Source organism: Chitinophaga pollutisoli, assembly GCF_038396755.1.
Taxonomy (GTDB): Bacteria; Bacteroidota; Bacteroidia; order Chitinophagales; family Chitinophagaceae; genus Chitinophaga; species Chitinophaga pollutisoli.
Map to the genome: position 1 here is coordinate 4,488,438 of NZ_CP149822.1, position 21,729 is coordinate 4,510,166.

23 protein-coding genes and 1 tRNA gene are annotated in these 21,729 nt (G+C 49.5%); 12 read left to right on the forward strand and 12 right to left on the reverse strand.

Annotated elements, in window-relative coordinates; translation table 11 throughout:
- The first annotated feature begins 45 nt into the window (after positions 1–45).
- Genes WJU16_RS19020 through WJU16_RS19030 form a run of 3 tightly spaced genes read left to right on the forward strand, consistent with a single transcriptional unit; the run spans position 46 to position 2,680 of the window.
- On the forward strand, positions 46–585 hold the full coding sequence (locus WJU16_RS19020) for a hypothetical protein (RefSeq protein ID WP_341835002.1): 540 nt from the start codon (positions 46–48) through the stop codon (positions 583–585).
- A gap of 20 nt (positions 586–605) precedes the next feature.
- Positions 606–1,499, forward strand: coding sequence for a DUF6807 family protein (locus WJU16_RS19025; protein ID WP_341838677.1), 894 nt, complete (start codon positions 606–608; stop codon positions 1,497–1,499).
- Between the two features lie 17 nt (positions 1,500–1,516).
- Positions 1,517–2,680 (forward strand): glycoside hydrolase family 88 protein, encoded by a 1,164-nt coding sequence (locus WJU16_RS19030; protein ID WP_341835003.1) that lies wholly within the window; start codon positions 1,517–1,519, stop codon positions 2,678–2,680.
- Between the two features lie 64 nt (positions 2,681–2,744).
- On the opposite strand, the gene WJU16_RS19035 is transcribed toward WJU16_RS19030, so the two are convergent.
- The 3 genes from WJU16_RS19035 to WJU16_RS19045 form a co-directional block, all read right to left on the reverse strand.
- Positions 2,745–3,608, reverse strand: coding sequence for a class II fructose-bisphosphate aldolase (locus tag WJU16_RS19035; RefSeq protein ID WP_341835004.1), 864 nt, complete (start codon positions 3,606–3,608; stop codon positions 2,745–2,747).
- Positions 3,565–4,533: a carbohydrate kinase family protein gene (locus WJU16_RS19040; protein WP_341835005.1), complete on the reverse strand. Its 969-nt coding sequence runs from the start codon at positions 4,531–4,533 to the stop codon at positions 3,565–3,567. The genes WJU16_RS19035 and WJU16_RS19040 overlap by 44 nt, the downstream gene beginning before the upstream one ends.
- Positions 4,534–4,603: 70 nt before the next feature.
- Complete coding sequence (locus WJU16_RS19045) at positions 4,604–5,818, reverse strand: SIS domain-containing protein (RefSeq protein WP_341835006.1); 1,215 nt, start codon at positions 5,816–5,818, stop codon at positions 4,604–4,606.
- 238 nt (positions 5,819–6,056) lie between these two features.
- Between WJU16_RS19045 and agaR the strand changes: the two genes are divergently transcribed.
- Both agaR and WJU16_RS19055 read left to right on the forward strand, forming a co-directional pair.
- Positions 6,057–6,833, forward strand: a complete 777-nt coding sequence (agaR, locus tag WJU16_RS19050) for a transcriptional repressor AgaR (protein WP_298715278.1) — start codon at positions 6,057–6,059, stop codon at positions 6,831–6,833.
- Between the two features lie 27 nt (positions 6,834–6,860).
- Complete coding sequence (locus tag WJU16_RS19055) at positions 6,861–7,721, forward strand: DMT family transporter (RefSeq protein WP_341835007.1); 861 nt, start codon at positions 6,861–6,863, stop codon at positions 7,719–7,721.
- Between the two features lie 145 nt (positions 7,722–7,866).
- On the opposite strand, the gene WJU16_RS19060 is transcribed toward WJU16_RS19055, so the two are convergent.
- Positions 7,867–8,727, reverse strand: coding sequence for a hypothetical protein (locus tag WJU16_RS19060; RefSeq protein WP_341835008.1), 861 nt, complete (start codon positions 8,725–8,727; stop codon positions 7,867–7,869).
- A 244-nt stretch (positions 8,728–8,971) separates the two neighbouring features.
- Between WJU16_RS19060 and WJU16_RS19065 the strand changes: the two genes are divergently transcribed.
- Positions 8,972–10,240 (forward strand): DEAD/DEAH box helicase, encoded by a 1,269-nt coding sequence (locus WJU16_RS19065; protein ID WP_341835009.1) that lies wholly within the window; start codon positions 8,972–8,974, stop codon positions 10,238–10,240.
- Positions 10,241–10,312: 72 nt separating this feature from the next.
- On the opposite strand, the gene WJU16_RS19070 is transcribed toward WJU16_RS19065, so the two are convergent.
- Positions 10,313–11,308, reverse strand: coding sequence for a carboxypeptidase-like regulatory domain-containing protein (locus tag WJU16_RS19070; RefSeq protein ID WP_341835010.1), 996 nt, complete (start codon positions 11,306–11,308; stop codon positions 10,313–10,315).
- 270 nt (positions 11,309–11,578) lie between these two features.
- On the opposite strand from WJU16_RS19070, the gene WJU16_RS19075 reads away from it, so the two are divergent.
- Positions 11,579–11,649 (forward strand) — tRNA-Gln (locus WJU16_RS19075).
- 259 nt (positions 11,650–11,908) lie between these two features.
- A complete protein-coding gene (locus tag WJU16_RS19080; protein WP_341835011.1) occupies positions 11,909–12,988 on the forward strand; it encodes a phage integrase SAM-like domain-containing protein in 1,080 nt (359 codons plus the stop codon).
- Positions 12,989–13,195: 207 nt separating this feature from the next.
- Here the strand turns inward: WJU16_RS19080 and WJU16_RS19085 are convergent, their stop codons facing one another.
- From WJU16_RS19085 to WJU16_RS19095, 3 genes are read right to left on the reverse strand one after another with little or no spacing between them, the layout of a single operon-like run.
- Positions 13,196–13,972, reverse strand: coding sequence for an ImmA/IrrE family metallo-endopeptidase (locus tag WJU16_RS19085; protein ID WP_341835012.1), 777 nt, complete (start codon positions 13,970–13,972; stop codon positions 13,196–13,198).
- Entirely contained in the window at positions 13,947–14,360 is a 414-nt protein-coding gene (locus WJU16_RS19090) for a hypothetical protein (protein WP_341835013.1), read from the reverse strand. The genes WJU16_RS19085 and WJU16_RS19090 overlap by 26 nt, the downstream gene beginning before the upstream one ends.
- A gap of 6 nt (positions 14,361–14,366) precedes the next feature.
- Complete coding sequence (locus WJU16_RS19095) at positions 14,367–14,951, reverse strand: sigma-70 family RNA polymerase sigma factor (RefSeq protein WP_130543525.1); 585 nt, start codon at positions 14,949–14,951, stop codon at positions 14,367–14,369.
- Between the two features lie 184 nt (positions 14,952–15,135).
- Between WJU16_RS19095 and WJU16_RS19100 the strand changes: the two genes are divergently transcribed.
- The 4 genes from WJU16_RS19100 to WJU16_RS19115 are packed head-to-tail and all read left to right on the forward strand — an operon-like array spanning position 15,136 to position 17,805.
- On the forward strand, positions 15,136–15,735 hold the full coding sequence (locus tag WJU16_RS19100) for a patatin-like phospholipase family protein (RefSeq protein ID WP_341835014.1): 600 nt from the start codon (positions 15,136–15,138) through the stop codon (positions 15,733–15,735).
- Positions 15,732–16,157: a hypothetical protein gene (locus WJU16_RS19105; RefSeq protein ID WP_341835015.1), complete on the forward strand. Its 426-nt coding sequence runs from the start codon at positions 15,732–15,734 to the stop codon at positions 16,155–16,157. Before WJU16_RS19100 ends, WJU16_RS19105 begins: the two co-directional genes overlap by 4 nt.
- Positions 16,158–16,165: 8 nt before the next feature.
- A complete protein-coding gene (locus WJU16_RS19110; RefSeq protein WP_341835016.1) occupies positions 16,166–17,116 on the forward strand; it encodes a cyclic GMP-AMP synthase DncV-like nucleotidyltransferase in 951 nt (316 codons plus the stop codon).
- Positions 17,113–17,805 carry an SEC-C domain-containing protein gene (locus WJU16_RS19115; RefSeq protein ID WP_341835017.1) on the forward strand — a complete coding sequence of 231 codons (693 nt, stop codon included), beginning with the start codon at positions 17,113–17,115 and terminating at the stop codon, positions 17,803–17,805. The genes WJU16_RS19110 and WJU16_RS19115 overlap by 4 nt, the downstream gene beginning before the upstream one ends.
- Positions 17,806–18,373: 568 nt before the next feature.
- Here WJU16_RS19115 and WJU16_RS19120 read toward each other — a convergent pair.
- From WJU16_RS19120 to WJU16_RS19135, 4 genes are all read right to left on the reverse strand, one after another.
- Positions 18,374–19,168: an alpha-1,2-fucosyltransferase gene (locus WJU16_RS19120; RefSeq protein ID WP_341835018.1), complete on the reverse strand. Its 795-nt coding sequence runs from the start codon at positions 19,166–19,168 to the stop codon at positions 18,374–18,376.
- Positions 19,169–19,346: 178 nt separating this feature from the next.
- The gene (locus WJU16_RS19125) at positions 19,347–19,925 is read right to left on the reverse strand and encodes a DUF417 family protein (RefSeq protein WP_341835019.1); all 579 of its coding nucleotides are present in this window, start codon (positions 19,923–19,925) and stop codon (positions 19,347–19,349) included.
- Between the two features lie 64 nt (positions 19,926–19,989).
- Positions 19,990–20,868 carry an AraC family transcriptional regulator gene (locus WJU16_RS19130; protein ID WP_341835020.1) on the reverse strand — a complete coding sequence of 293 codons (879 nt, stop codon included), beginning with the start codon at positions 20,866–20,868 and terminating at the stop codon, positions 19,990–19,992.
- A 43-nt stretch (positions 20,869–20,911) separates the two neighbouring features.
- The gene (locus tag WJU16_RS19135) at positions 20,912–21,703 is read right to left on the reverse strand and encodes an alpha-1,2-fucosyltransferase (RefSeq protein ID WP_341835021.1); all 792 of its coding nucleotides are present in this window, start codon (positions 21,701–21,703) and stop codon (positions 20,912–20,914) included.
- Positions 21,704–21,729 lie beyond the last annotated feature (26 nt).

Sequence of the window (21,729 nt, forward strand, 5' to 3'; positions counted from 1 at the left end):
CCCGGCAGCAAAACCCTCGCCGCGGCATTCTTCATTACCGGCGGAATGGAAGGTTTCGGTGGAAAATTCTACGACAACCACATCACCTCCAACGTACCTCCGATCTGGATCGCGGGTAAGTATGGCGGAGCATCCCGGTCACTCATCACCAACAACACCATCGTAAAATCGAAGGGCGCGCTGCCGGATTATAAGCCATTTATGATGGGCTTCGACGGCTGCCGCGATTGTGTGGCTAAAGAAGTGGTGATCCGTTCGAATAGAATTGTTAATGATACGTTTGCCATCCGTATGGGCGGTGCCGGTCATTCGTTTTCCGTGCAATGGAAACTGGATATGAAAACGGTCGACAAGAACGGGCGCCCGGCGGCAAACAGGGAAGTGGTGGTGAAAGATGGCGCGGATGTGGTGGTGTGGCAAGGGAAAACGGATGCGGCAGGACAGGCTTTTTGCTACCTGGAATCTTTTTCGGTGAAAGATGGTCAGCAAACCCCTGAAAAACCTTACCGCGTTATAGCTGGCGATGTTGAAAAGCCCGTGAAGATGGACAAGGATGCGGTCATCGTCTTATCCCTGAAAAAATGAGAACAGGCATCGGAATAATAATGATTGTTTCGCTTGTTGCTTGCAGGTCATCGCTGTCGGTGCAGCGGACTGAAACTGGTGTGTTGATTTCGGAAAAGGGGAAACGGGTGATGGGTTATCAGGCGGCGCCGTTGCGAATCGGTGGTGCCTTCGAGCGGGCGGGATATGTGCATCCGCTGTACAGTCTGGATGGCGCGGTACTGACGGAAGATGGTCCTGCGGATCATCCCTATCATCGCGGGATCTACTGGGCGTGGCACCAGGTAATGCAGGGCGGGAAATCGGTGGCGGATGGATGGATGTCTGAAGGGATTTCGTTTAAGCCGGTAAAAGTGAATAGCGGCAAGCGCCACGGTTACGCGTACATCGATGCGGAATTACGTTGGTTGTTGACGGGAGCCACGCACCAGCCGGAAATCATCCGTGAGCATACGTCGATTATAGTGCATCCGGCCAGCGCGCATTACCGCGCGATTGACTTTACGATCCGGTTGATACCGAAGATGGATAGTGTTGCGCTCGGCGGCGCCAATGATGAGAAAGGTTATGGTGGATTCTGCCTGCGCCTCGCGCTGCCGCCGGATATTGCGTTTCTCTCCGGTTCCCGGCTAATTGCCGCCCGCGAAAAAACGGTTGAAGCGGCGGCCTGGATGGATTTTTCCGGTTCGTTCGAAACGGGCAGGAAAAGCGGGGTTACTTTGTTGGTGCATCCGCAAAGTACGGCCGCTTCCACTTCATGGATCCTCCGGGAGAAGAAAAGCATGCAGAATTCCGTTTTCCCGGGGCGCATCCCCCGGTTGCTCCCACCCGACGGCTGGACGCTGAAATACAGGCTTGTCGTGCATGATGGATCGCTGAGCGGGCCGCAGCTGGAAGCATTGTTTCAAACTTATATCACCTTTCCAAATCATTAAATACGCAATTCAATTACATGATCAGACTGATGAAATGTACGCTGTTGTTGCTGCCACTCTTTTTTGCAGCCTGCAAGCGCCCCGCGCTCGATGTCGATGCCAGGATGCAGGTAGCGCTGCAGCGTTATGAAAAGATGTTGCAGGCCCATCCCGATACGGGAAAAATCCCGCATTCCCTGAACGCCGATAGTTCGCTCCGCGATATGCCGTCCGACTGGTGGACCAGTGGTTTCTTCGCCGCCACCCTCTGGCAGTTGTATGATTACACAAAAGATGAAAAGTGGAAGGCCGCCGCGCATAAATGGTCGATGGCGGTAGAAAAGGAACAATTCAATACCACCACACACGACCTCGGTTTCATGATTTATTATCCATTCGGCGCCGGCTACCGGCTTACAGGGGATTCGGCGTACAGGCGCATCATGCTGCAGGGCGCCGCATCGCTCGCGTCGCGCTTTGATTCCGCGAGAGGAGTCATCCGTTCCTGGGATACTTTCCGGGAATTCGATTACCCCGTGATCATCGACAATATGATGAATCTCGATTTCCTTTTCTGGGCTTCGCGCGAAACCAACGATCCCCGGTACCACGACATCAGCATCCGCCATGCGGACGCTACACTGAAAAATCATTTCCGCCCCGACTTTAGTTCGTATCATGTGGTGTGCTATGGCCCCGACGGCGAAGTGCTGGCGCAGAAAACGCATCAGGGCGCGGCAGATGAATCGGTATGGTCGCGCGGGCAGGCCTGGGCGCTCTACGGCTACACGATGATGTTCCGCGAAACACAGGACAGGAAGTACCTGGATCAGGCCATGCATATCGCGGATTTCCTGTTGAGCCACCCCAACCTGCCGGACGATAAAATATTCTACTGGGACCTGAAGGCGCCGAACATTCCCAACGAAGAACGGGATGCTTCCGCCGCGGCGATCGTGGCCAGCGGGCTGCTGGAATTGAGTGGTTATATGGACGAGGAGAAATCAGAGAAATATTTCAAGGCCGCGGAAGATATGTTGGTTAGTCTTTCCGGCCCCGCGTACAACGATCCGCCCGCGAATTTCCTGCTGGCGCATAGTGTGGGGCATAAGCCCGGAGGGATTGAGGTGGATGTGCCGCTGATTTATGCGGATTATTATTACCTGGAGGCTTTGATGAGGTATAAAGCGTTGCGGCAGTAGTGATGCCGCTTGGCAATCGCCTTTAGTAAGATAGACCGCGTGGCTTTGGCTGCGCGGTTTTTTATTAGTAGGTGGAAGCGCGCGGCCTCACGGTTTCAAATTTGACTTTTACGAGCTCGCTCACCGCATCAATGGCGTGGGGAAATACTTTGCGGAGATCGATTTCGGGGCTGTCGCGCAGGAGGGATTTTAGTTTTCTCATGAAGGTGTCCTTGATTTCTGTGGCGAGGTTGATCTTCGAAATGCCGCGCCGGATGGCTTCCTGGAGCATGGGGTGCGGGATGCCGGAAGATCCGTGGAGTACGAGGCTGGCAGGTGTGCTTTCGTGAATGGCGCTGAGCCTTTCCATGTCCAGCCGCGGTTCGGCGGTATAAAAACCATGTGCGGATCCGATGGCGATGGCGAGGGCGTGGACGCCTGTGGCTTCTACGAATTGCGCGGCCTGCCAGGGCTCGGTGAATCCGGTGATTTCTTTGGATTGCCCCAGTTTGGCCACATATCCCAGCTCGGCTTCCACATGGGCGTGGTAACGCTCGGCGAGTTCCACGACGCGCCGGGTGACGGCGACGTTTTCTTCGAAGGATTTTTCGCTGGCGTCGATCATTACGGAATCAAAACCGGCGTCGAGGCAAGCGTGGATGAGGTCGTAGGAGTCGGAGTGGTCGAGGTGCAGCCAGCCGGTAATGCCGTTGTCTTGTAGCATGGCTCTTGCCATTTGTACGGCAGGTTTGAGGCCGATGTATTCGATGGAGCTGCGGGTGAGTTGGAGAATGACGGGAGAATCGGCTTCGGTAGCGGAACGGATGATGCCTTTCAGCGTTTCGAAATTGTAGAAATTAATGGCGAGGAGCGCGCCTCCGTTGGAGTGACAGTGCTGTAGCTGTTCATGTAATGCCGGCACCTGGGTAGGCGAATGTTTCTTTTGCATATTGATCGAGACTTTTTTGTTCGTGGAATGCGGAAGTGCCGCCCGCTGCGGTAGTGGAAATCGCTCCGGCGATGTTGCCATACGCCTGGCATTCGGAGATGGGTGCGTTTTCCAGGAATTTTAAGAGGAATCCGGCATTGAAGCTGTCGCCCGCGCCGATGGCGTCTACCAGGTTGCCGGCGTGGAACGCGGGCTGGGAGATCGTCTCCCCATTGCAAACCGTAACGGAGCCGCTGGCGCCCAATTTCAACGCTAAAACCGGTACCAGTGCGGAAACTTCTTCGATGGCGGCTTCCAGGCTTTCCTTCCGGGTGATTTGCATTAACTCATTTTCGTTGGGAAAGAAAATATCGACATAGGGAAGAATGGCGGCGTAGTTGATGTCCCAACGGTGTTCAGGATCGGTTTGCATGTCGAATGATGTGGTGAGCCCCATCATTTTGGCCGTCCGGAAGAGATTGGCCAGGTGCGGCTGCATGCCGGGCTGGAAGAAGTAAGAAGAAAAGTGAAGGTGCCGGGCTTCCTGCAGGCGGTGGAGCGGAATATCGTCTATCGAAAAATGCGCCATCGCGCCGGGGTAGGTGACCATGCCGCGGTCGCCGTTGTGTTGCAGGCCAATGCTGGCGCCGGTGGTAAGCGAGCTGTCGCGGATGATCATATCGGCATGTACGCCGGCTTTTTCCAGGTGATCGATCACAACCTGACCGAAAATGTCGGTCCCGATTTTACCGATGAATGCCACTTTCGCGCCAAAGCTGCTGAGATTGCTGGCCAGGATGGCCGCCGAACTGCCGAGTGTAAGCGCCATGTCGCCCGCAAAAATCTCGCGGCCGGTAACGGGCATTTCGTTGAGCTGGTTAAGAATCAGGTCTATATTCAGTTCGCCGACAACGATTACGTCGTATGTATGGGAGGTTGCTTGCATCTGCTGTTGTTTTTGGCGTAAATGTATCAATTCGTTTACACCGGAAAGTTTCCAAGCTGTTGATTCTTTGTTAATCCGTTTGCGGCCCCGGCCAGTTGTAAATCGTTACCCCCTGCACCACCCGTGTGATCGTTCCGTTCAGCGACGGCGAATCCGGGTGCAATCCCAGCGAAAGGGATTTGAAAAAGCCGATCAGTTGGGCCGGCAATACATGGCAGATCGCGAGGAATGCTTCCTCCAGCCGTTCGGCATCATTATTCAACACCAATCGGGTATCGGAAAATTGCATGCAGTCGTTGTCGTTTTCGCTGACGGCGATGCGGTGCATGCCTCTTTCTCCCACGTGGATGGATTTGACGAGATCCAGCTCGTATTGCGCCACATAAGGGTCGTTTGAGCAGAGGTAAACCAGCAGGGTGGAAGGGGTGATGACGACCTTGGGGCCATGGCGGAAGCTGAGGAAGGAGTCGTATTTGCAGATGGTCTTTCCGTCGGTCAGTTCCTGCACTTTCAGGTGCGATTCCATGGCCGCGCCGTACAATGGGCCGGAGCCGAGGAAAACGGTCCGGTCGAATGGCATGCCTGCGATATGTTGTAATGAATGGGAGTAATTATCGAGGATTTTGCGGCCGTAGCGCACGAGGCGTTCCAGTTGCGGTTGCAGCCGGTCGAGCTCGCGGATGCGGGCGATGAGGAGCCCCGCGAGCAGCATCGAGGTGAAGCTGCCGGTCATGGCCAGTCCCTGATCGTTGGATTCGGCGGGCAGGAGAAAGACGTACCCGGGATGGATATGCTGGCTTTGCACGAGTTGTCCGCTGGCGCTGCAGGTGATGATGAGGTGGTAAACGGTGTCACAGTACCGGTTAGCGAGCTGGACGGCTGCTTCGCTTTCGGGGCTGTTGCCCGAGCGGGCGAAGGAAACGAGCAGTACGGGTTTATTTTTCCGGAAGTGCAGTTGGGGATGCGTCAGCAGGTCGGTGGTGGCGTAGGCGGAGGTTTTTCGCCCGGTATGTTGCTGGAAGGCGCCTTCGAGGATTACGCCGATGAATGCCGAGCTGCCGGCGCCGGTGAGGATGATTTCGAGGTCGGGGTGGCGGAAGACGCCGTTCAGGAATTGCTGGATCGAATCCCGGCGGCTTTGGACGAGTTGCCAGGTGTTCTCCCAAAGTTGGGGTTGTTGGTGGATTTCCCGGGCTGTAAGGCCGCCGCGCAGTTCCTGCCATTCTTTACCCGGCCTTCCGAATATCAGCTGTTCTTCTATTTGATCTGCATGGCTGCTGGCCATAGGTTTATTTTTTCTTGTTATGCTAATTTCGTTTCGTTTCGTAACAAATGTATAAATTGTAAAACCTTTTGCAAAATTTATTTAATCTTATTTTTCGTTTTTGTTTCTATTTTTTTCTTATTTTTCCACAATATTTTTTCATTTCATTATAAAACGGTAATATTATCGGGGTGTAATGAAAGCGTTCCGCCAGCGGCGGGACCGTGAAAAAATCCAGAACGCATCTAAAATTGTTAAGGTGGACTTAAAGAAAAACTCTACGGTAGGCCGCAGGGCCGTTATTCTCGAGAAGCTGGAAAAGCACGGACAGGTGGATGTGCCGTCGCTGGCTTCCGAACTGCTGGTCAGCGAAGTGACTATCCGTAACGATCTCATCAGGCTCGAGCAGAAGAACATGCTCATCAGGGCCCGCGGAGGCGCGATCAAAATCGATCGTGTAGGCATGGATGTGGCTTTGTCCGACAAGAACAAGCAGCACCTCGACGAAAAGAAGCGGATTGGGAAAGCGGCTGCGGCATTGGTGGAAGACGGGGATACCATCATTCTCGATTCCGGTACCACCACCATGGAGATCGCCCGGAACCTGGGGCATGTGCAAGACCTTACCGTGATCACCAACGCGCTGAACGTCGCCAACCAGATGGCCGACCATCAGAATGCCAACGTAATCATTCCCGGCGGCTTCCTGCGTAAAAACTCCCTGAGCCTCGTTGGCGGCGCAGCGGAGGAAAACTTCAAGAACTTTTTCTGCGATAAATTATTTCTCGCTGTCGATGGCTTCAGCAGCGACCACGGGCTTTCCACGCCCAACGTCGAAGAAGCCCACCTGAACCGCGTGATGATCGGCATGTCCAAGCAAGTTGTTGTGGTGGCCGATTCCAGCAAGTTCCACCGCAGGAGCTTTGCTTTCATTTCTCCCGTCAGTGAAGTGGATATTGTGGTAACCGATTCCGAAATCCCCGCGGAAGACCGGAAAAAACTGGAGAATGCAGGCATCACGGTGATTATCGTCTAGCTTTCAATTCCTTTAAAATTCCACAGGTTGAAAATTAAAACCTGGCAGCTCTACACCCTGATCACAACGTTGTTTTGGGGCGTATGGGGAGCCTTTATCGAAATTCCGGAGAAAAACGGTTTTCCGGCCACGTTAGGATACGCCGTTTGGGCGCTTACCATGATCCCCTGTGCCATCGTAGCCTTATCGGTAACCGGCTGGAGAGTCAATACCGACGCACGGTCTGTCTTTAACGGCGGCATCGTGGGGCTCTCCGGCGCGGGCGGGCAGCTTATCCTTTTCCAGGCACTGCGCGACGGCCCCGCCTACATCGTTTTTCCCATCATCTCGTTGTACCCCGTGATCACCGTGCTGTTGTCTGTTTTCTACCTCGGCGAGCGCACCGGCCGCCGCCATTGGATCGGCATCGGGATCGCGCTACTGGCAATTCTCCTGCTTTCCTACATGCCGCCATCGGCCACCCATGCCCGCGGATGGCAATGGCTCGTCCTCGCTATCGGCGTGTTCCTGCTCTGGGGCGTTCAGGCATTCGTGATGAAGAAAGCCAACGCCACGATGAGCGCCGAAAGTATTTTCTTTTACATGATGGTAAGCGGCGTGATGCTGATCCCCATTGCCATCTGGATGACCGATTGGAGCAAGCCCGTGAACTGGGGATGGAAAGGCCCGGGCCTCGCCGTCGTGATTCAGGTGCTCAATGCCATCGGCGCGCTGACGCTCGTGTACGCGATGCGGTATGGCAAAGCGATCATCGTGACGCCGGCCACAGCCCTCGCGCCGGTGATCACCATCATCCTGTCGCTGCTGCTGTACGGCGTGGTGCCTTCCATTGTTATCATCACCGGCTTATGCCTGGCCGTCATCGCGATTTATCTGTTGGCGGAATAACTGGGAACACCTGATACGGGGCTGACCAAAAAGTAATGGTCAGCCCTTTTTTATTCGGGTACCTGATGGAAGCCGAATATCGTTTACACGATTCTCAGCGCCTTCATCTGACCTTTTTTTGGTCAACCCCCGTATGTCGAATGCATCAGTAATGAAAGGTATGCTCGACGGTCCTGTTCAGTTGAGGATCGCCGATATAGGTCACCTGCGCACGGCGGAAAGTCAGTTTTTCCTGCTGGATGGTGTAATTCAGCTCCCACCGCCGGATCAGCGTTTCCGTTCCGCCGGCGGGTTTCGTGTGCTCGGTGAAACGCGAGGGCATGCGGTCGAGGTGGAATAGCAGGGGCACATTGAACAGCTCGTAGTTTTCCAGGTCCATCTCGGATTCGGAGAAAATCCATGGGCTGAACAGGAAAGGATCGCTCCAGGCTTCGATGCGGATGATGCGCACGTGGCCGTTGGGCTGGGTGTTGGTGATAACGGTGGGGCGTTTGCTGGCATCCCAGGCGTAGGTTACTTCCTGCTGCAGCTGTTCGCCGGCTTCGTTATACAGGTAATACCGAATGCGCGCCACGGTACCATCGGCATTATAGGTAAAGTAGTAATTTCTGCCGGTGGGATTGATGAGGTGGCGGCTGGTAATGCGGTCAACTTTGCCGTCCTTGAAAACGTAAACGCCTTCTGAAAGAGAGTTCTGCGTGGAAATGCGCGACAGCATCCCGTTGTCGTAATGAAAGTCGACGGCCGTTTCGGCCTGCGTGGCAGGGTTGACGGCCGAATATTTTTTCAATGAACTATCCGCATTCCATTGGTAATTGATGCGAAAATTCCCTCCCGGCACCAGGGATATGTCGCAGGCTTTCAACAGGTAGCCTTTCACTACTTTGGTGATGTTGGCGACCGGCGCCGGCGGCGGCGGTTCGTCCGGTTTCGGGGGATCGGATTTTTTTGAGCAGCTGAATATGAAAATAGCTGCGAAGAGTAACAAGAGGTTGCTGGTTTTCATTCAAAACATGGATTAAAGTAGCCGAATCTACCCTTTCCCTGAGGGTAAACCAAGGCATTTCGGACGGAGCGGAAATAATCGCCGCCGGGATGTATAACAAACATAACTAATGCAAAATAGCTGCATTGCCGGATTTTCCGTATCTTTGTAAAGTTTTTTTATGCTCCTGGAAATACAATTCGAGCTTTCCTTCTCTTTAATTTGACATCCAGGATGTTATCAATCTTACATTAAATCATATCATTTGTCATTCGAGAAATTAGGCCTCATTACACCCATATTACGCGCACTGGAAACACAAGGCTATACTACACCTACTCCCATCCAGGAACAGGCGATCCCCGTTGTGCTGGAAAAGCGTGACCTGCTGGCGTGCGCCCAGACGGGTACCGGAAAAACCGCGGCATTCGCTATTCCGATCCTGCAGCTTTTGTACAAGGAAAAACAGGCCGCCCAGGCGCCCGACCGTCATATCAAAACGCTCATTCTCACGCCTACCCGCGAATTGGCTATCCAGATCGCGGAGAATATCCGTGACTATGGCGTTCATACAGGCATCCGTCATCTCGTGATCTTCGGCGGCGTGTCCGCCCAGGCGCAGATCGATGGGCTGAAGCGCGGCACCGATATCCTCATCGCCACGCCCGGCCGCCTGCTTGATTTATGGCAACAGGGCCACATCAACCTGCACTACATCCGCCAGTTCGTGCTCGACGAAGCCGACCGGATGCTCGACATGGGCTTCATTCACGACGTAAAACGCGTGATCACCAAGCTCCCGCAGAAAAGGCAAACCCTGTTCTTCTCCGCCACCATGCCCGACGAAATCGCCGGTCTGGCCAATTCCATCCTTTCCAACCCGGAAAAAGTAGCCGTAACGCCCGTTTCCTCCACTGCGGAAAAAGTGGAACAAAAGCTCTACTACACCGATAAGGCCAGCAAACGCAAGTTGCTGGTGCATGTGCTGAAAGACCCCTCCATCGTGAGCGCTCTCGTCTTCACCCGCACCAAGCACGGTGCCGATCGTGTAGCCAAGGAACTGAACAAGGCAGACGTAACCGCCAGCGCCATCCATGGCGACAAATCCCAAAACTCGCGTCAGCGCGCCCTCACCGATTTCAAGGCGGGCCGCATCCGGGTACTGGTGGCTACCGACATCGCCGCCCGCGGTATTGATGTCGACAACCTGTCGCATGTCATCAACTTCGAAATCCCTAACGTGCCCGAAACCTACGTGCACCGTATCGGCCGTACCGGTCGCGGCGGCGCCAGCGGTATCGCGCTTTCGTTCTGCGAAGACGAAGAAAGGCCGTATGTGAAAGACATCGTGAAGCTGATCAAGCAGCAGATCCCCGTTGTCAGCGATCATCCGTTCCCTGCTGCGGAAGGGCCCGCTCCCGAAGCGCCCGCCGTTCAGTTGCGCCAGTCATCCTCCCAACAGGGGGCTGGCCGTAAAAACCAGCAGAAGCGGAAATGGCACGGCCGCCCGCAACAAAACAAACAGAAAATCTAACACGCTCCGTGTTGAAATATGACGACCGGTATCCCGCACACGCAGGATACCGGTCGCTTTTTATACCGGGCTTTACAATTGAACGTGCACATTCGCCTGGTCCCACTCGCCGCGATTGGGCTTGGGCTTGCTCGCGCCGTTATAACCCGGAACGAAAGCCACGTACCAGGCCTTCGTTCCTTCGTCGTATTGCAGGCCGTAGGTGTCGGAAGAATAGGGGCCGTGCCTTTTCAACTTCAACACCCTTCCATCCGCCAGTTTCGCCTCGATTTTATAGATTCCGATCGGCAGGTTGTTGATGCTGCAATCGAGGAATTTGTCCCCGATTCTCTGCCGGATGGTGAATGTCCGTGTTTCGTTGTACAGCATCCCGCCGGCGGGCGTCAGTTTGATGATGATTTCGCCGTTCATCGGCAAGGCGCCTTCCGGGCTCCAGCGGTCTTCCCATACATCCCAGTTCAGAAAGATGGAACCGCCGAAGTAATTGTTGGAATACCAGGGGCGATGTTGCGCATCGTCGGGATCGGCAGTGCCGTAGCTGAGCGCCATCCAGTTTTCCACACCGCCTTTATCGTAGGTGTAAACGCTGGCCGTGCTGTCTGCTGCGAAAAGGCTGATGGGTACAGGCTTCCCGACGTAATCGATCACCGCATAAGCGTGCTGGAACTCGGCCGCGCCTTCGAATTCGATCTCATAATAGCCTTTGTCGTTGGTGGTGGTGGTCACCAGTTGCTGATATCCGGATACTTTTTTAAGCAATCCCAAAGCGGCGCCTTCAATAGGCCGTCCCGATGCGTCGGTGACGTAGCCCCGAACCTTTCGCGGAATGGCCGGCAGTTTGGGGAAAACGGGGCGCACGGAGGGGAGGCCGCGGAGGGCGATGGCGTAATTGGTATTGGCGTTCATGGAAATCGTGGTGTCGCCCCGGAGCGGGGGGACGGTTACGACGGTAGGAATGGGGAGTGGTCCGCCGCTGGAATTGTCGGGACCGGCGGGCTTGTCGCCACTTTTGGAGCATGCCACGCACGCAGCCAGCGCGGCGCAGGTCATTAAACGGAATCGTTTCATTTGATGATGATTTGCGCGCAAAAGTACCCGCGCAAACATCTCGGGAAACACGCATCAGGGCGGAATGTCGGGGTGGATGGCTGAGAAGATTTTCCGGCTGTTTGAAATGTAATGTATTACGTAAGTACAAACATTACCAGAGGAATGCCGTCAATCCCAATCCCGGATCAAAGCTTACGGCGCCTACTTCGATTCCGACCATTACATGCTATAAGTTTTGGAAAGAACGGAAATGTTTCGTAATATTGCAGCCGTCTTTACAGACATCCTTGCCCAATAGTATAAGGGTAGTACATCAGGTTCTGGTTCTGAGTGTCGTGGTTCGAATCCATGTTGGGCAACTAAAAAAAGCGAACCTTTTTTTATTCTTAATAACTTACTGAAATTCAAACAAGTAAGACAAAAGAATAAAAAAGGTTTTTTTCATTTCTGACCTACTCGTTTCTTCTGCCAAATTTTGTTTCCCGCTTATTCTTAGTATCTTACCTATAAGACATTTATTAACTCTGATGTCTAACCGTAAATTTAGTGTTGATCTATTTGCACTTTTTTTTGCACTTTGTTTTACGTTTTTTGCCCTCATTTTTATCAAATTCTACTATGAATTTCCCGACGTTTAATGTGGTTTTTAACTACAGAAATGCAAATAACAAGAACGGGAAATATTCTATTCATATTCGAATTACGTTTAACCAGAACAGTAAGTATTTTGAAGTAAAAGTACCCAAGAAAGTTGGGAAGCATCAATGGTCTGGGAAATATGGCAGGTGGGTAAAAAATAATCATGAATTTTCTAACGAAATCAATGAAAAAATTGATTGTACACTTAGAAAGCTTATTGATTTGCAGAAAAGATATTTTTCCAATTGCAAACAACTCACTTTTACCGACATATTCAGAGAACTGCGAGGCGAATATAGCGGCGATAATTTCAATGTATACTTTTCAAAAGTGATAAAAGATCCGCCGGAACTCCTTGTTGCTGGAACACTCAAAAGATACGAAGCCGCATTGCTTGTACTCCAGAAATTCAATTCAAATCTGGACTTTCATGAATTAACTACGGAGTTGTTTATGAGGCTCAAAAAATTTGCACGCGAAAAATTGAGCTTGTCCGCATCAACTATACGAGGTTATTTTAATGTCTATAAAAAAGTTGTCTATTGGGCAAGGTTGCAAGGTCAAATTAATCGAGAACATGAAAGGCAACTTTTTATTGGTGTTAAACACAAAATGATAAAACCTAAAAAGGAATACTTAGAGGTGCATGAAATTATTGCCTGGAAGAAATACGAGTTTTTGTCAAACGAAGTAGTGTATGAAAGGGACCGGGATATGTTTCTTCTTTTGATTTATTCTGGGTTGTATTATAGTGATCTAAAAAAATTAAGAAAAGAAGATTTAAGAGAAGATCATCAATTTGGATATTACCTGTATACCAAGCGACGAAAGAATGATAATTTTTCAATCATCCCACTTTGGAAATTTCCACATGCTATCGAAATCTTAAATTCATATAAGGAAACAGACAAAAAAGTGCCATTCTTGTTGAAGAGAGAATTTCTCAAAGAGGATCAGGTTTTCAATAGAAATTTGAAGGTTATTTCGGGGCCAAAGATGTTAGACTGGAACAGAAAGGTCATCAACAAAATGGGGCGATTCACGAATTCACAGTTGTAAATAAGGTATGGTGTACAACGCCCTGTATTGTCTCGAATGTTAGGACATGAAAAGGAGGAAACTACGAGTGCTTATTATGAGATAAGCCTGACAGAGATAATAGAAGGAATAAAAGATGTTGATTTTAGAAAAGTCGGGTTGTAGTGAATTTGCACTTCCTTAAGTGACAACACGTTTTTTAAGAAGATTCTACCTCAATCTACAAAATTAACTCCATAGACAAGAGACAAGTCCATTGCCTGATACTTTATAAGATTGCTCGTATAACTCCGCATTGGGTTCATACCGTAGCCTCCAAGAATCAGGAAACCAATCCATGGCTTTTACCTTCTCAGGTGCCTGCTCAATACGACCATATTTAAAATAGTCGCCCGCAACCGTGAAAGCAGGTACAGGGGAACCATACTCAAGAAACTTATAAGGAAAGTCATCAGATTCCTGCTTCCATCTGATTATTCCATCCTCCATAAAAACAACCATCACCGGATAGTTACCTTGATTCACAAAACGAAGAAAGCAGGCCAATATAGATACTCCGAAGAAATTACTCATTTCCTGTATGAAGCCAAGATTTAATCGGTTTCCAATAGTTTTAGTTTTGAATAGCGAAGCAGGCATCAACAATTCAGCAGCAAAACGGTTAGCTTCTTTTTCTTGTGGACCTGTAGCATACCATTCTGTCAATGTTTTATGGGTGTCAGAGTAAAGGTGGGATAGATGTTTGTGGCATTGGAAATGTCCAATTTCATGGGCAATAACAAAATTTTTTCTTCCAGGGTGAGTGATGTTATCACGAATAGATATTATGCCTGAATTGCCTTTCATTAGTATGCGCCCGTCCGCACCCTTCATTGGGACCTCCTTCACTATCAGCCCAAGTGAGTTAGCTATCTCCTCCACAGAAAAGTCAGATGGACGCGCCCATCCTATATTTGCATGAAGGCTTATTGCAGCGTGCTCAGGGCTGATCATCGAGTGTATCATCAAGCCGGTCTTTTAATATTTCAATAAGCTGTAATATTTCCTGATCTTCTAAAATTGCGGCTTCATCTTCCACGGTTAATTCAGTAAACTTATTGAACAGTGGCCGAAGCTGCAGTTGTTCTTCCGGCGATAAGAGTTTCTTTATCTCATCAATGCCTCTTTCCTTTAAGATCCTTATTTGTTTAATTGCCTTCTCAAACCTTAATCTATATGCCTTCGCTCGCAGCCTTGCACTGAGCTGTTTAATCTTCAATAAATGTCGATCGATCTGATCGTCTGGAGATGCACGTAGATCTTCCAGAACATCAGCATCTTCCTGATGTAAATTTATCTCCATCATCAACCCGTACAGATTGAGCAGTAGCTGCTTAGTGTTTACGGTATCCATAATCCTCTAAAATATTTGATCTACGATCCTTCTTTTAATTTTCTCCTTGAGTTTATCCAGTTGCCGAGGGGTTATATCTAATAATTCGGCTATTTCTGCTCTTTTCTTTCCTTCCTTTAAGGCTTCCACAATAAACAGAAGCTGGTCATCACCATCGATAGCCTTTTCGATCGCCTGTAATTGTGCGTCCATCATTATTTCTTCACGGGGAGTAAGGGGAGCGTCCGCAATATCATAGAAGCCTGTCTCCATATCCATGTATACCACTTGGCTTTCGTGAGCCTTTCTGGTCTCAGCCTTTTCAACTTGCTTACTGATCTGGCTATCGATTATCCTGATCATTTGTTCAGCAAGACCATATTCGTCCTTCCATTCCCAGTCTCCCGCTAACAGCTTCTCATAAGCCACGCCAAGGTAATGCTCTACAGGGTCTCCACCTAATACAGATGCTGAATGTGCACCGGATATGGTTTTAGCCTTCAGCTTCCATTCAATATGATTTTTGCATTTCTTGAGCGCCACCTTCCATTCCTGATCATTGACCTGGACAAGCTTCTTATCGTTTTGACTGTAATATTTACCAAGTTCCATAATAGTAATAACCGGATATATTTTTTTTACACCATGGTGAATTTTTGCTGGTTCCCGGTTATATAATAGTTAGAGTATTGGCCCAAAGGCGGTCTTAGCAATTTAATAATTTTTAATCAGTTGATAACAAATAATATAAGGTAACTAATACGCTCATACTGAGGAGATATTAAAATATAATGGAATGAATGAAAGTGCAACCAAGAAATTTAGGATTTTATCTATTGATGGCGGGGGAATAAGGGGGCTAATACCTGCTAAGGTCTTAGCAGATCTGGAACAGGAAATACAACGAGAGGTTCCAGGTGCTAAGCTCTATGAGTATTTTGATTTGATCTGTGGGACCTCAACGGGAGCCATCCTGGCTGTGGCCATAGCGTTGGGGGTTCCTGCAGCCAAACTGGTCGACTTCTACCATGAGCACGCCCGGGCAATTTTTCCCATATGGTATCTGAAGATTCTTCCACGCAAAAGTCGTGTCTTATTTACATCTATATATAGTAATAAGGAACTCCATCATCTACTGGCCAAAACCTATGCAAGCGCCAATAATGGCTCAATACCATTACTAAACGATTGTAAGACAAAAGTTTGCATTCCTACATTTAACGGAAATGATGGTAAGATCAATGTGCTGAAAACTAAACATCACGTTGATTATTCGCGTGACTACAAAATACCAGCTCATGAAGCAGTGTTATCCAGCGCTTCAGCACCTATCTATTTCCCCCTCACTCCTTTAATTTTTCCAATCAATATGGCAGTGGATCAAACGTCAATATGATTGACGGGGGCATATTCGCTAACGATCCTGCCCTGATCGGCCTGCTTGAAGCCGCTGATAAATTGAACCAAGAAATCGAGCAGATAACAATACTGTCTTTGGGAACAGGATGCGGCAGACATATAATTAAGAAACGCTGGCGTCCGAAGGATTTATTTTACTGGTTGCTACCTAAACCTCGTTTGCTGGACATGATTTTAGACAGTCAGGCTCAGATAACCGAACAATATATTGCTTTCATACGAAGAATATTCGCTTCAACAGGGAAAGAGTTCGGATACCTGCGTGTACAACACGATATGGGCGGCGATACCATCGACCTGAATGCTTCCAGCAAAAAGGATCTCGCGCGACTTGAAGCAATCGGCGGTGAGCTGTCCAAAAGCAACTTACAAAAAATCATAAAGTTTATAAAACAATAAGTATACAAATGGCAAATTGTGATCACTTGTTTAGCAAGTACAATGATGAAATCCGAATCGGAAGTAAAAAGAATGGTCGGATGATGGATTCTAAAAATGCGCTACGTAAACGTATCCGCAAATGGTTTAAAGACAACCATCCAGAGTATGAACCTAAGTTCTTCATTCAGGGCTCTTATAAGATGAAGACAGGCATTCGTACCAAAGACGATATATGCGATCTGGATGATGGTGTCTACTTTTTCCGCAAACCAGATGTGACCGGAACTACACTCCAGGGATGGATATGGGACGCTGTTAATGGTTACACAGACACTGATCCAGAACATAGAAAAAAATGTATACGCTCCATCTTCGCTGGTGACTATGAAATTGACCATCCAGTGTATTATAAGATTGATGGGGCACCATATAGGATTGCTGTTAAAGATGCTGAATTTGAAGACAGTGATCCAAAAGAAATGGTGGATTGGTTCAATAAGAAAAAGGACAAGGAGGGAAGACTGATTGCTCAGGTTATGAATCTCAAAGGATGGTGCGACCATAAACGCAATAAGATGCCCAGCGGGTTGGCAATGACCATCCTTGCATCAAATGCAAAAAGTAAGATCGTGCTTAATGAACGCGCTGATATTACTCTGCGTGACATTCTTAAGGAAATTAAGAAGGCTTTAGATAACAAATTTGAATGCATCGTTCCCGCAGTGCCTGGCGATGACCTTTTCGCAAGTTATGACCAAACACGTAAGAATAATTTTATGGACGCTCTGAGCGACTTTATATCAGATGCGGATAAAGCGCTGCAGGAAGATAACGAGCTTACAGCCAGCAAGCTTTGGCGTAAACACTTAGGAGATCGATTCCCGCTGGGAGAGGATAAGCAACAAAATCAGTCGCAGACTCGTGTAAACTCCGCAATTATTACTGGGGCAGCAACTTCAAATCCTTGGGGGAAATGAGTGCTGATCTATCCTTATTTAATCGAGAGGCTGCACTTTTAGTACAGCAATACCCTGAGTTGGAGCACGTGATGATAAAGGGGAAAATTCCTTTTGTACATGGTCAATTACTACTAAAAGATGAAGCGGGAGACGTTATTACTGAGTACAGTATTCGTATGGAGCCAGGGCCAGATTATCCCAATTGGTTCCCATGGGTTTTTGAAACAGGAGGAAGAATACCCATTAATATCGACTGGCATATTTTCGAAAATAAAGGAAACTGCTGTATTGCATCTGCGCCGGAAGAAGCTTTAATATGCCGCAAAGGGATTACTTTAACATCGTTTGTTCGATTCCAAGTAATCCCCTATTTTTTCAACCAACTCCACAGGGAACGAATGGGTTTCTTCCTGAATGAACGTTCCCATGGAAACCTTGGGCATCTTGAATTTTTTATGGAGGAGTTTGAAACAAAAGACCTATCTATCGTCATAAAGCTGTTAAATGAAGCACGATCACGAAAGGAACCCAAGAGCAATAGTCGATGTATATGTGGTAGTAAGCGCAAATATCAGAAGTGCCACCGTCCAGCGGTCAGGAAGATCGCTGCGTTGACCAATATGGAGTTGGATCATTATCTGAAAATAGCCAATGATTTTATAAGGGACCGGAAGGTTCCCAAAGAAGAATCAATAACTAATTTTTAACGGAAATGCTCTACTGAAACCCTCGCTGAGTCCCGTTATTCCCTTTTTTCTCCTTACTCAGATCAACAGGGGTCAACCCTTATTGCAAACCATATTAAAGTGGGAAATCTTGTTGCAATTCATGGGACAGTAAAATTCGCGTACCCCCTACTGGTATTGGCTTTGGTATAGAATTACAAAATAAATTTGCATTTAGAATTCAGTCAAGTGATCTATTTGCACTTTTATTTGCACAAAACCAATAAATATATGATAATCAATACATTAACACAAGGCTATTGGGCAACAGGAAGTTAAGTCGTTGATAGTCAATCTTCAACGACTTTTTTTATTACTTAATTCCACGCAATAAGCGCCGGTAACTTTCTTTCGTTGCCACTTGCTAATCAGGTACAGATATCCGCGCACCGAAGGCTTATTGAAACAGCTTGACAGGCGTATTTATCGCATTCCGGGATTGGCCGCATGTATGTGATTTGAAATGAAAAAAAGTTCGAACTGTTTCCACGTTGGCAACAAAAAAGGGGAAAATTATCGTTTCCCCCTTTTTCGTAATAGCTGTGCTGTACTACCACCAGTTACCGCGGCAAACCCGGAAGCGCTCCAGGCTGATCGCTTCATCTTTCCGGAAGAAATGATGGAATTTAGTTTCTCCGATAAAGCTGGCCCACAACGAAAACGTGCTGAACGGCCCAAGAATATAATCGCATTGCGACATGAGATAATGATCTTCCGCTACTGAATTTCCAGAAACCACTACATCGCCAAATGCTTCCTGGTATACAGCGAGATCCAGTTGCGCATCGTTGGTGAAGATGATGATCTTCGCCGGTTTGCCCAGCAGCGTCAGCAGTTGCCTGATTTTGTCGATATAGACGTCATCTTCGAAGTAATACATCCCGTCGAGCCATTCTTTATAATCGCCGCGCCGGATGTGCACCGCAATCCGGACTTCGCCGTTTGGCGCCTGCAGGTATTTTTCATCGAGCGGCCGGGTATCGAATCCGGGCTGGAAAAGCGTTTTGTAAATAGGAATATAACGGCTGATCACTTCATCCGGTGACCGGAAAAACCATCCTTCGCAGTACATCGGTTGCTTTGCCAGCAGGTCACGGTCATACACTTCCTGGTTGTGTTCTATATCGAAACGATAGATAGGCTTGAAGGAAAGGGCTTTGCGGATCTTCATGCCCAGCACGGAATCACCGTATCCTGCGGTCCGCAGGTTAGGGTATGTTTTATAGTATTTGCTCATCCGGGGATTGCGGAACTTCAGCCCGTTGGCCCGGCAGAAAGCATCGATATGTATGTGCTGGATAAAGTTGTTGCTGGTTTGTCCGTACTGGCGGCTAAGCGTGATCATAGTGATATTCAGGAATAAATTTCCTAAAAATAGTATTAGTTCCGGTAATCTTACGGGATTTTACTGTTTAGCCCAACGGCTAAACGCTGTAATGTGGATCCATGGTAGTGAAGTCTCGGAATAATATGCCCGGAAATGCTGATTTCATCATGTACCAACGAATAACATCCGGCAGGGTTCATCCTTTTTTCTCCCGGCGCGCGAGTGCCATTTTCGCGGAATCCGTCAATAATACCACCGCTGCCGCCAGCATAATCAGATCCTTCAGCACGAGTCTGCCCGGCGCGGCCAGGTAGGGGAAACCATGATGGTCACCGCCGATGTCAGGCACCCAGGTTTCCGGCGTCGTTAACAAAAAAGATAAGGTTCCTATGCCCATAATGGCCGTCAGCACGGCCCCGGTGGCACCTAAAACCGGATTGGCCCGGTTCAGCAGCAGCAATGCGCCTATGCCCATCAGCAGCAGTCCCAGTCCGTAGGAATAACCATATGTATTGTTGATCTGGTGCCAGGAGATGTTGGCCGGCGAAACTTCGCCTTCTTTATTGCGATGCTGGCGGTATTCTTCCGGATGATGGTAGAAAAAGCGCATGAATGGACTGTTTGCCACGAAAGGCGTGATGCCTTCCGCTTCGTAAGGCACGAATTTCAGCGCGCCGATCCAGATTAGTATGACGGAAACGGCGATGCGTAACAGCCGGATACCGGCTTTGTCGAAACGGGACGCGAACGCCAGGAATGAATATACGATTTTCATGTTTCGAAGGTACAGCCACACCTGCCGGGGGAAAATAGCCGTAAATCGCCAAAACATGGACAAATCAGACAAGAAGAACGACGCCCACCTGCTGCCTGAATTCCCGCGGCGAAACGCCTGTTTGCTTTCTGAACAGGCGGCTCAGGTACAGCGGATCGTCGTAACCAAGCGCAGCGGCAATTTCCTTAACGCTGAGATGCGAGAAATGTAACGCCCGCTTCGCTTCCTGCACTACCCGTTCCGCAATAAGCGCCGAAGGCGTTTTGGAAAGATATTTACTGGTGAGGCGCGATAAGGCTTTCAGGGTGATATGCATGGCTGCGGCATATTCGGCGGGTTTTTTCCATTCTTTGAAATACGCCTCCAGCAAATGATGAAACTGTGCCAGCCGCGGACCCGCGTCCGCGGGGAGCTGCGTCAGCGTTTCTGCTATCTGGCGGCTTTTTACGCGGGTGGCTATAATAAGGAGAATTTTGAGATGGGCGATAACGAGATCTTCCCTGCCAAGATCATCCCTGCCGGACATTGCCGCTTGCAGCAGCTCCAGGTATTTGGCGGCCTGCGCGGCCTGTTCTTCGTCCAACGGAACGAACGGCGGCGTATAAATGTTGTTGAATAAAACGCCGTTGCAGGCTACTTCGTGACGGTGCTTTTCGATGCAGTAAAAATCACCGTGGAAGCTGAGGTGGCTGCCAGAAAAAGCGCCGTGAAAAGCATATTCCTGGTAAGGTGTGAAAAACAGGAGCACGGGCGCCTGCAGGGAGAAGGTGGTCCGGCCTGTTTCCAGAACGGCGCTGCCGCTCCGCAGGTGCACCACCGCATATAGTGGCGCCCGGTGCCATTCGGATGTTCCGTCGATGGTACGCATGCCGGCGAGCAGTGCGCCATCACCGTTTCGCCGGATATTGTGAACCGCTTCCATCCGGTAAAGATAGTAACTCATGCATGGAGTTGATCACCCGCTCCGCTTGAAAATCCGGAAGTACCTACCAATTGCCCCCGAACACCCGGAACTTTTCCAGCGCGATCGTTTCCTCCTCGCTGTGGATATGCTGGAACTTCGTGTCCCCTATGAAACTGGCCCAGAGCGAGAAAGTACTGAATGGCCCGATGATATAATCGCATTGCGACATGAGGTAATGATCCTCCGCCACGCCATTGCCAGACAACAATACGTTCTTGCATGCTTTGCGGTAAAGGGGCAGGTCGATGTCCGGGTCGTTGGTGAACAGGATGATCTTGGCGGGACGGTCGAGTTGCCGCGTCAGCTGGTGGATTTTATCGATGTATACCTCGTCGCTGTAGTAGTAAATTCCGCCTGCCCAGGTTTTGAAATCGCCGCGGCGGACGTGCACTGCGATAAGCGCTTCGCCGTTCGGGCGCTGCAGGAAGTCTTTATCCAGCCAATGCGTGTTAAAACCTGGCCGGAAGTGTTCCCGGTAAAGGGGGGCGTATCGGGCGATCACTTCATCCGGCATTCTGAACCACCAGCCCTCCACGAAATGATTGCCGCTTTCGAGAAGCCGGCGTTTATAGCTGGCTTGCTGCGCCTCATCATCGAACCGGATGACCGGTTTGAAGGAGAGCTTGTGCAGCATCTTCATATATAGTTTCCCAGTGCCGTATCCCGCTTTGGCAAGATTCGGATATGTGCCGTAATACCGGCGCATGCGGGGCGTAAAGAATCTTTTCCCGTTGGCGCGGCAAAAGGCATCGAGGTGGATGTGTTGTACGAAGTTGTTGCTGGTTTGACCGTACAGGCTGAGCAGTGTAATCATAATTCTGGGAAAAGGTACAGGGCATG

What these genes read in the sequence shown, in the direction of transcription:
- WJU16_RS19020 (WP_341835002.1), top strand. Translation starts at nt 46, where the DNA reads ATGGAAGGTTTCGGTGGAAAATTCTACGACAACCACATCACCTCCAAC.
- WJU16_RS19025 (WP_341838677.1), top strand. Translation starts at nt 606, where the DNA reads ATGATTGTTTCGCTTGTTGCTTGCAGGTCATCGCTGTCGGTGCAGCGG.
- WJU16_RS19030 (WP_341835003.1), top strand. Translation starts at nt 1,517, where the DNA reads ATGATCAGACTGATGAAATGTACGCTGTTGTTGCTGCCACTCTTTTTT.
- WJU16_RS19035 (WP_341835004.1), bottom strand. Translation starts at nt 3,608, where the DNA reads ATGCAAAAGAAACATTCGCCTACCCAGGTGCCGGCATTACATGAACAG.
- WJU16_RS19040 (WP_341835005.1), bottom strand. Translation starts at nt 4,533, where the DNA reads ATGCAAGCAACCTCCCATACATACGACGTAATCGTTGTCGGCGAACTG.
- WJU16_RS19045 (WP_341835006.1), bottom strand. Translation starts at nt 5,818, where the DNA reads ATGGCCAGCAGCCATGCAGATCAAATAGAAGAACAGCTGATATTCGGA.
- WJU16_RS19060 (WP_341835008.1), bottom strand. Translation starts at nt 8,727, where the DNA reads ATGAAAACCAGCAACCTCTTGTTACTCTTCGCAGCTATTTTCATATTC.
- WJU16_RS19070 (WP_341835010.1), bottom strand. Translation starts at nt 11,308, where the DNA reads ATGAAACGATTCCGTTTAATGACCTGCGCCGCGCTGGCTGCGTGCGTG.
- WJU16_RS19080 (WP_341835011.1), top strand. Translation starts at nt 11,909, where the DNA reads ATGAATTTCCCGACGTTTAATGTGGTTTTTAACTACAGAAATGCAAAT.
- WJU16_RS19085 (WP_341835012.1), bottom strand. Translation starts at nt 13,972, where the DNA reads ATGATACACTCGATGATCAGCCCTGAGCACGCTGCAATAAGCCTTCAT.
- WJU16_RS19090 (WP_341835013.1), bottom strand. Translation starts at nt 14,360, where the DNA reads ATGGATACCGTAAACACTAAGCAGCTACTGCTCAATCTGTACGGGTTG.
- WJU16_RS19095 (WP_130543525.1), bottom strand. Translation starts at nt 14,951, where the DNA reads ATGGAACTTGGTAAATATTACAGTCAAAACGATAAGAAGCTTGTCCAG.
- WJU16_RS19100 (WP_341835014.1), top strand. Translation starts at nt 15,136, where the DNA reads ATGAATGAAAGTGCAACCAAGAAATTTAGGATTTTATCTATTGATGGC.
- WJU16_RS19105 (WP_341835015.1), top strand. Translation starts at nt 15,732, where the DNA reads ATGATTGACGGGGGCATATTCGCTAACGATCCTGCCCTGATCGGCCTG.
- WJU16_RS19110 (WP_341835016.1), top strand. Translation starts at nt 16,166, where the DNA reads ATGGCAAATTGTGATCACTTGTTTAGCAAGTACAATGATGAAATCCGA.
- WJU16_RS19115 (WP_341835017.1), top strand. Translation starts at nt 17,113, where the DNA reads ATGAGTGCTGATCTATCCTTATTTAATCGAGAGGCTGCACTTTTAGTA.
- WJU16_RS19120 (WP_341835018.1), bottom strand. Translation starts at nt 19,168, where the DNA reads ATGATCACGCTTAGCCGCCAGTACGGACAAACCAGCAACAACTTTATC.
- WJU16_RS19125 (WP_341835019.1), bottom strand. Translation starts at nt 19,925, where the DNA reads ATGAAAATCGTATATTCATTCCTGGCGTTCGCGTCCCGTTTCGACAAA.
- WJU16_RS19130 (WP_341835020.1), bottom strand. Translation starts at nt 20,868, where the DNA reads ATGAGTTACTATCTTTACCGGATGGAAGCGGTTCACAATATCCGGCGA.
- WJU16_RS19135 (WP_341835021.1), bottom strand. Translation starts at nt 21,703, where the DNA reads ATGATTACACTGCTCAGCCTGTACGGTCAAACCAGCAACAACTTCGTA.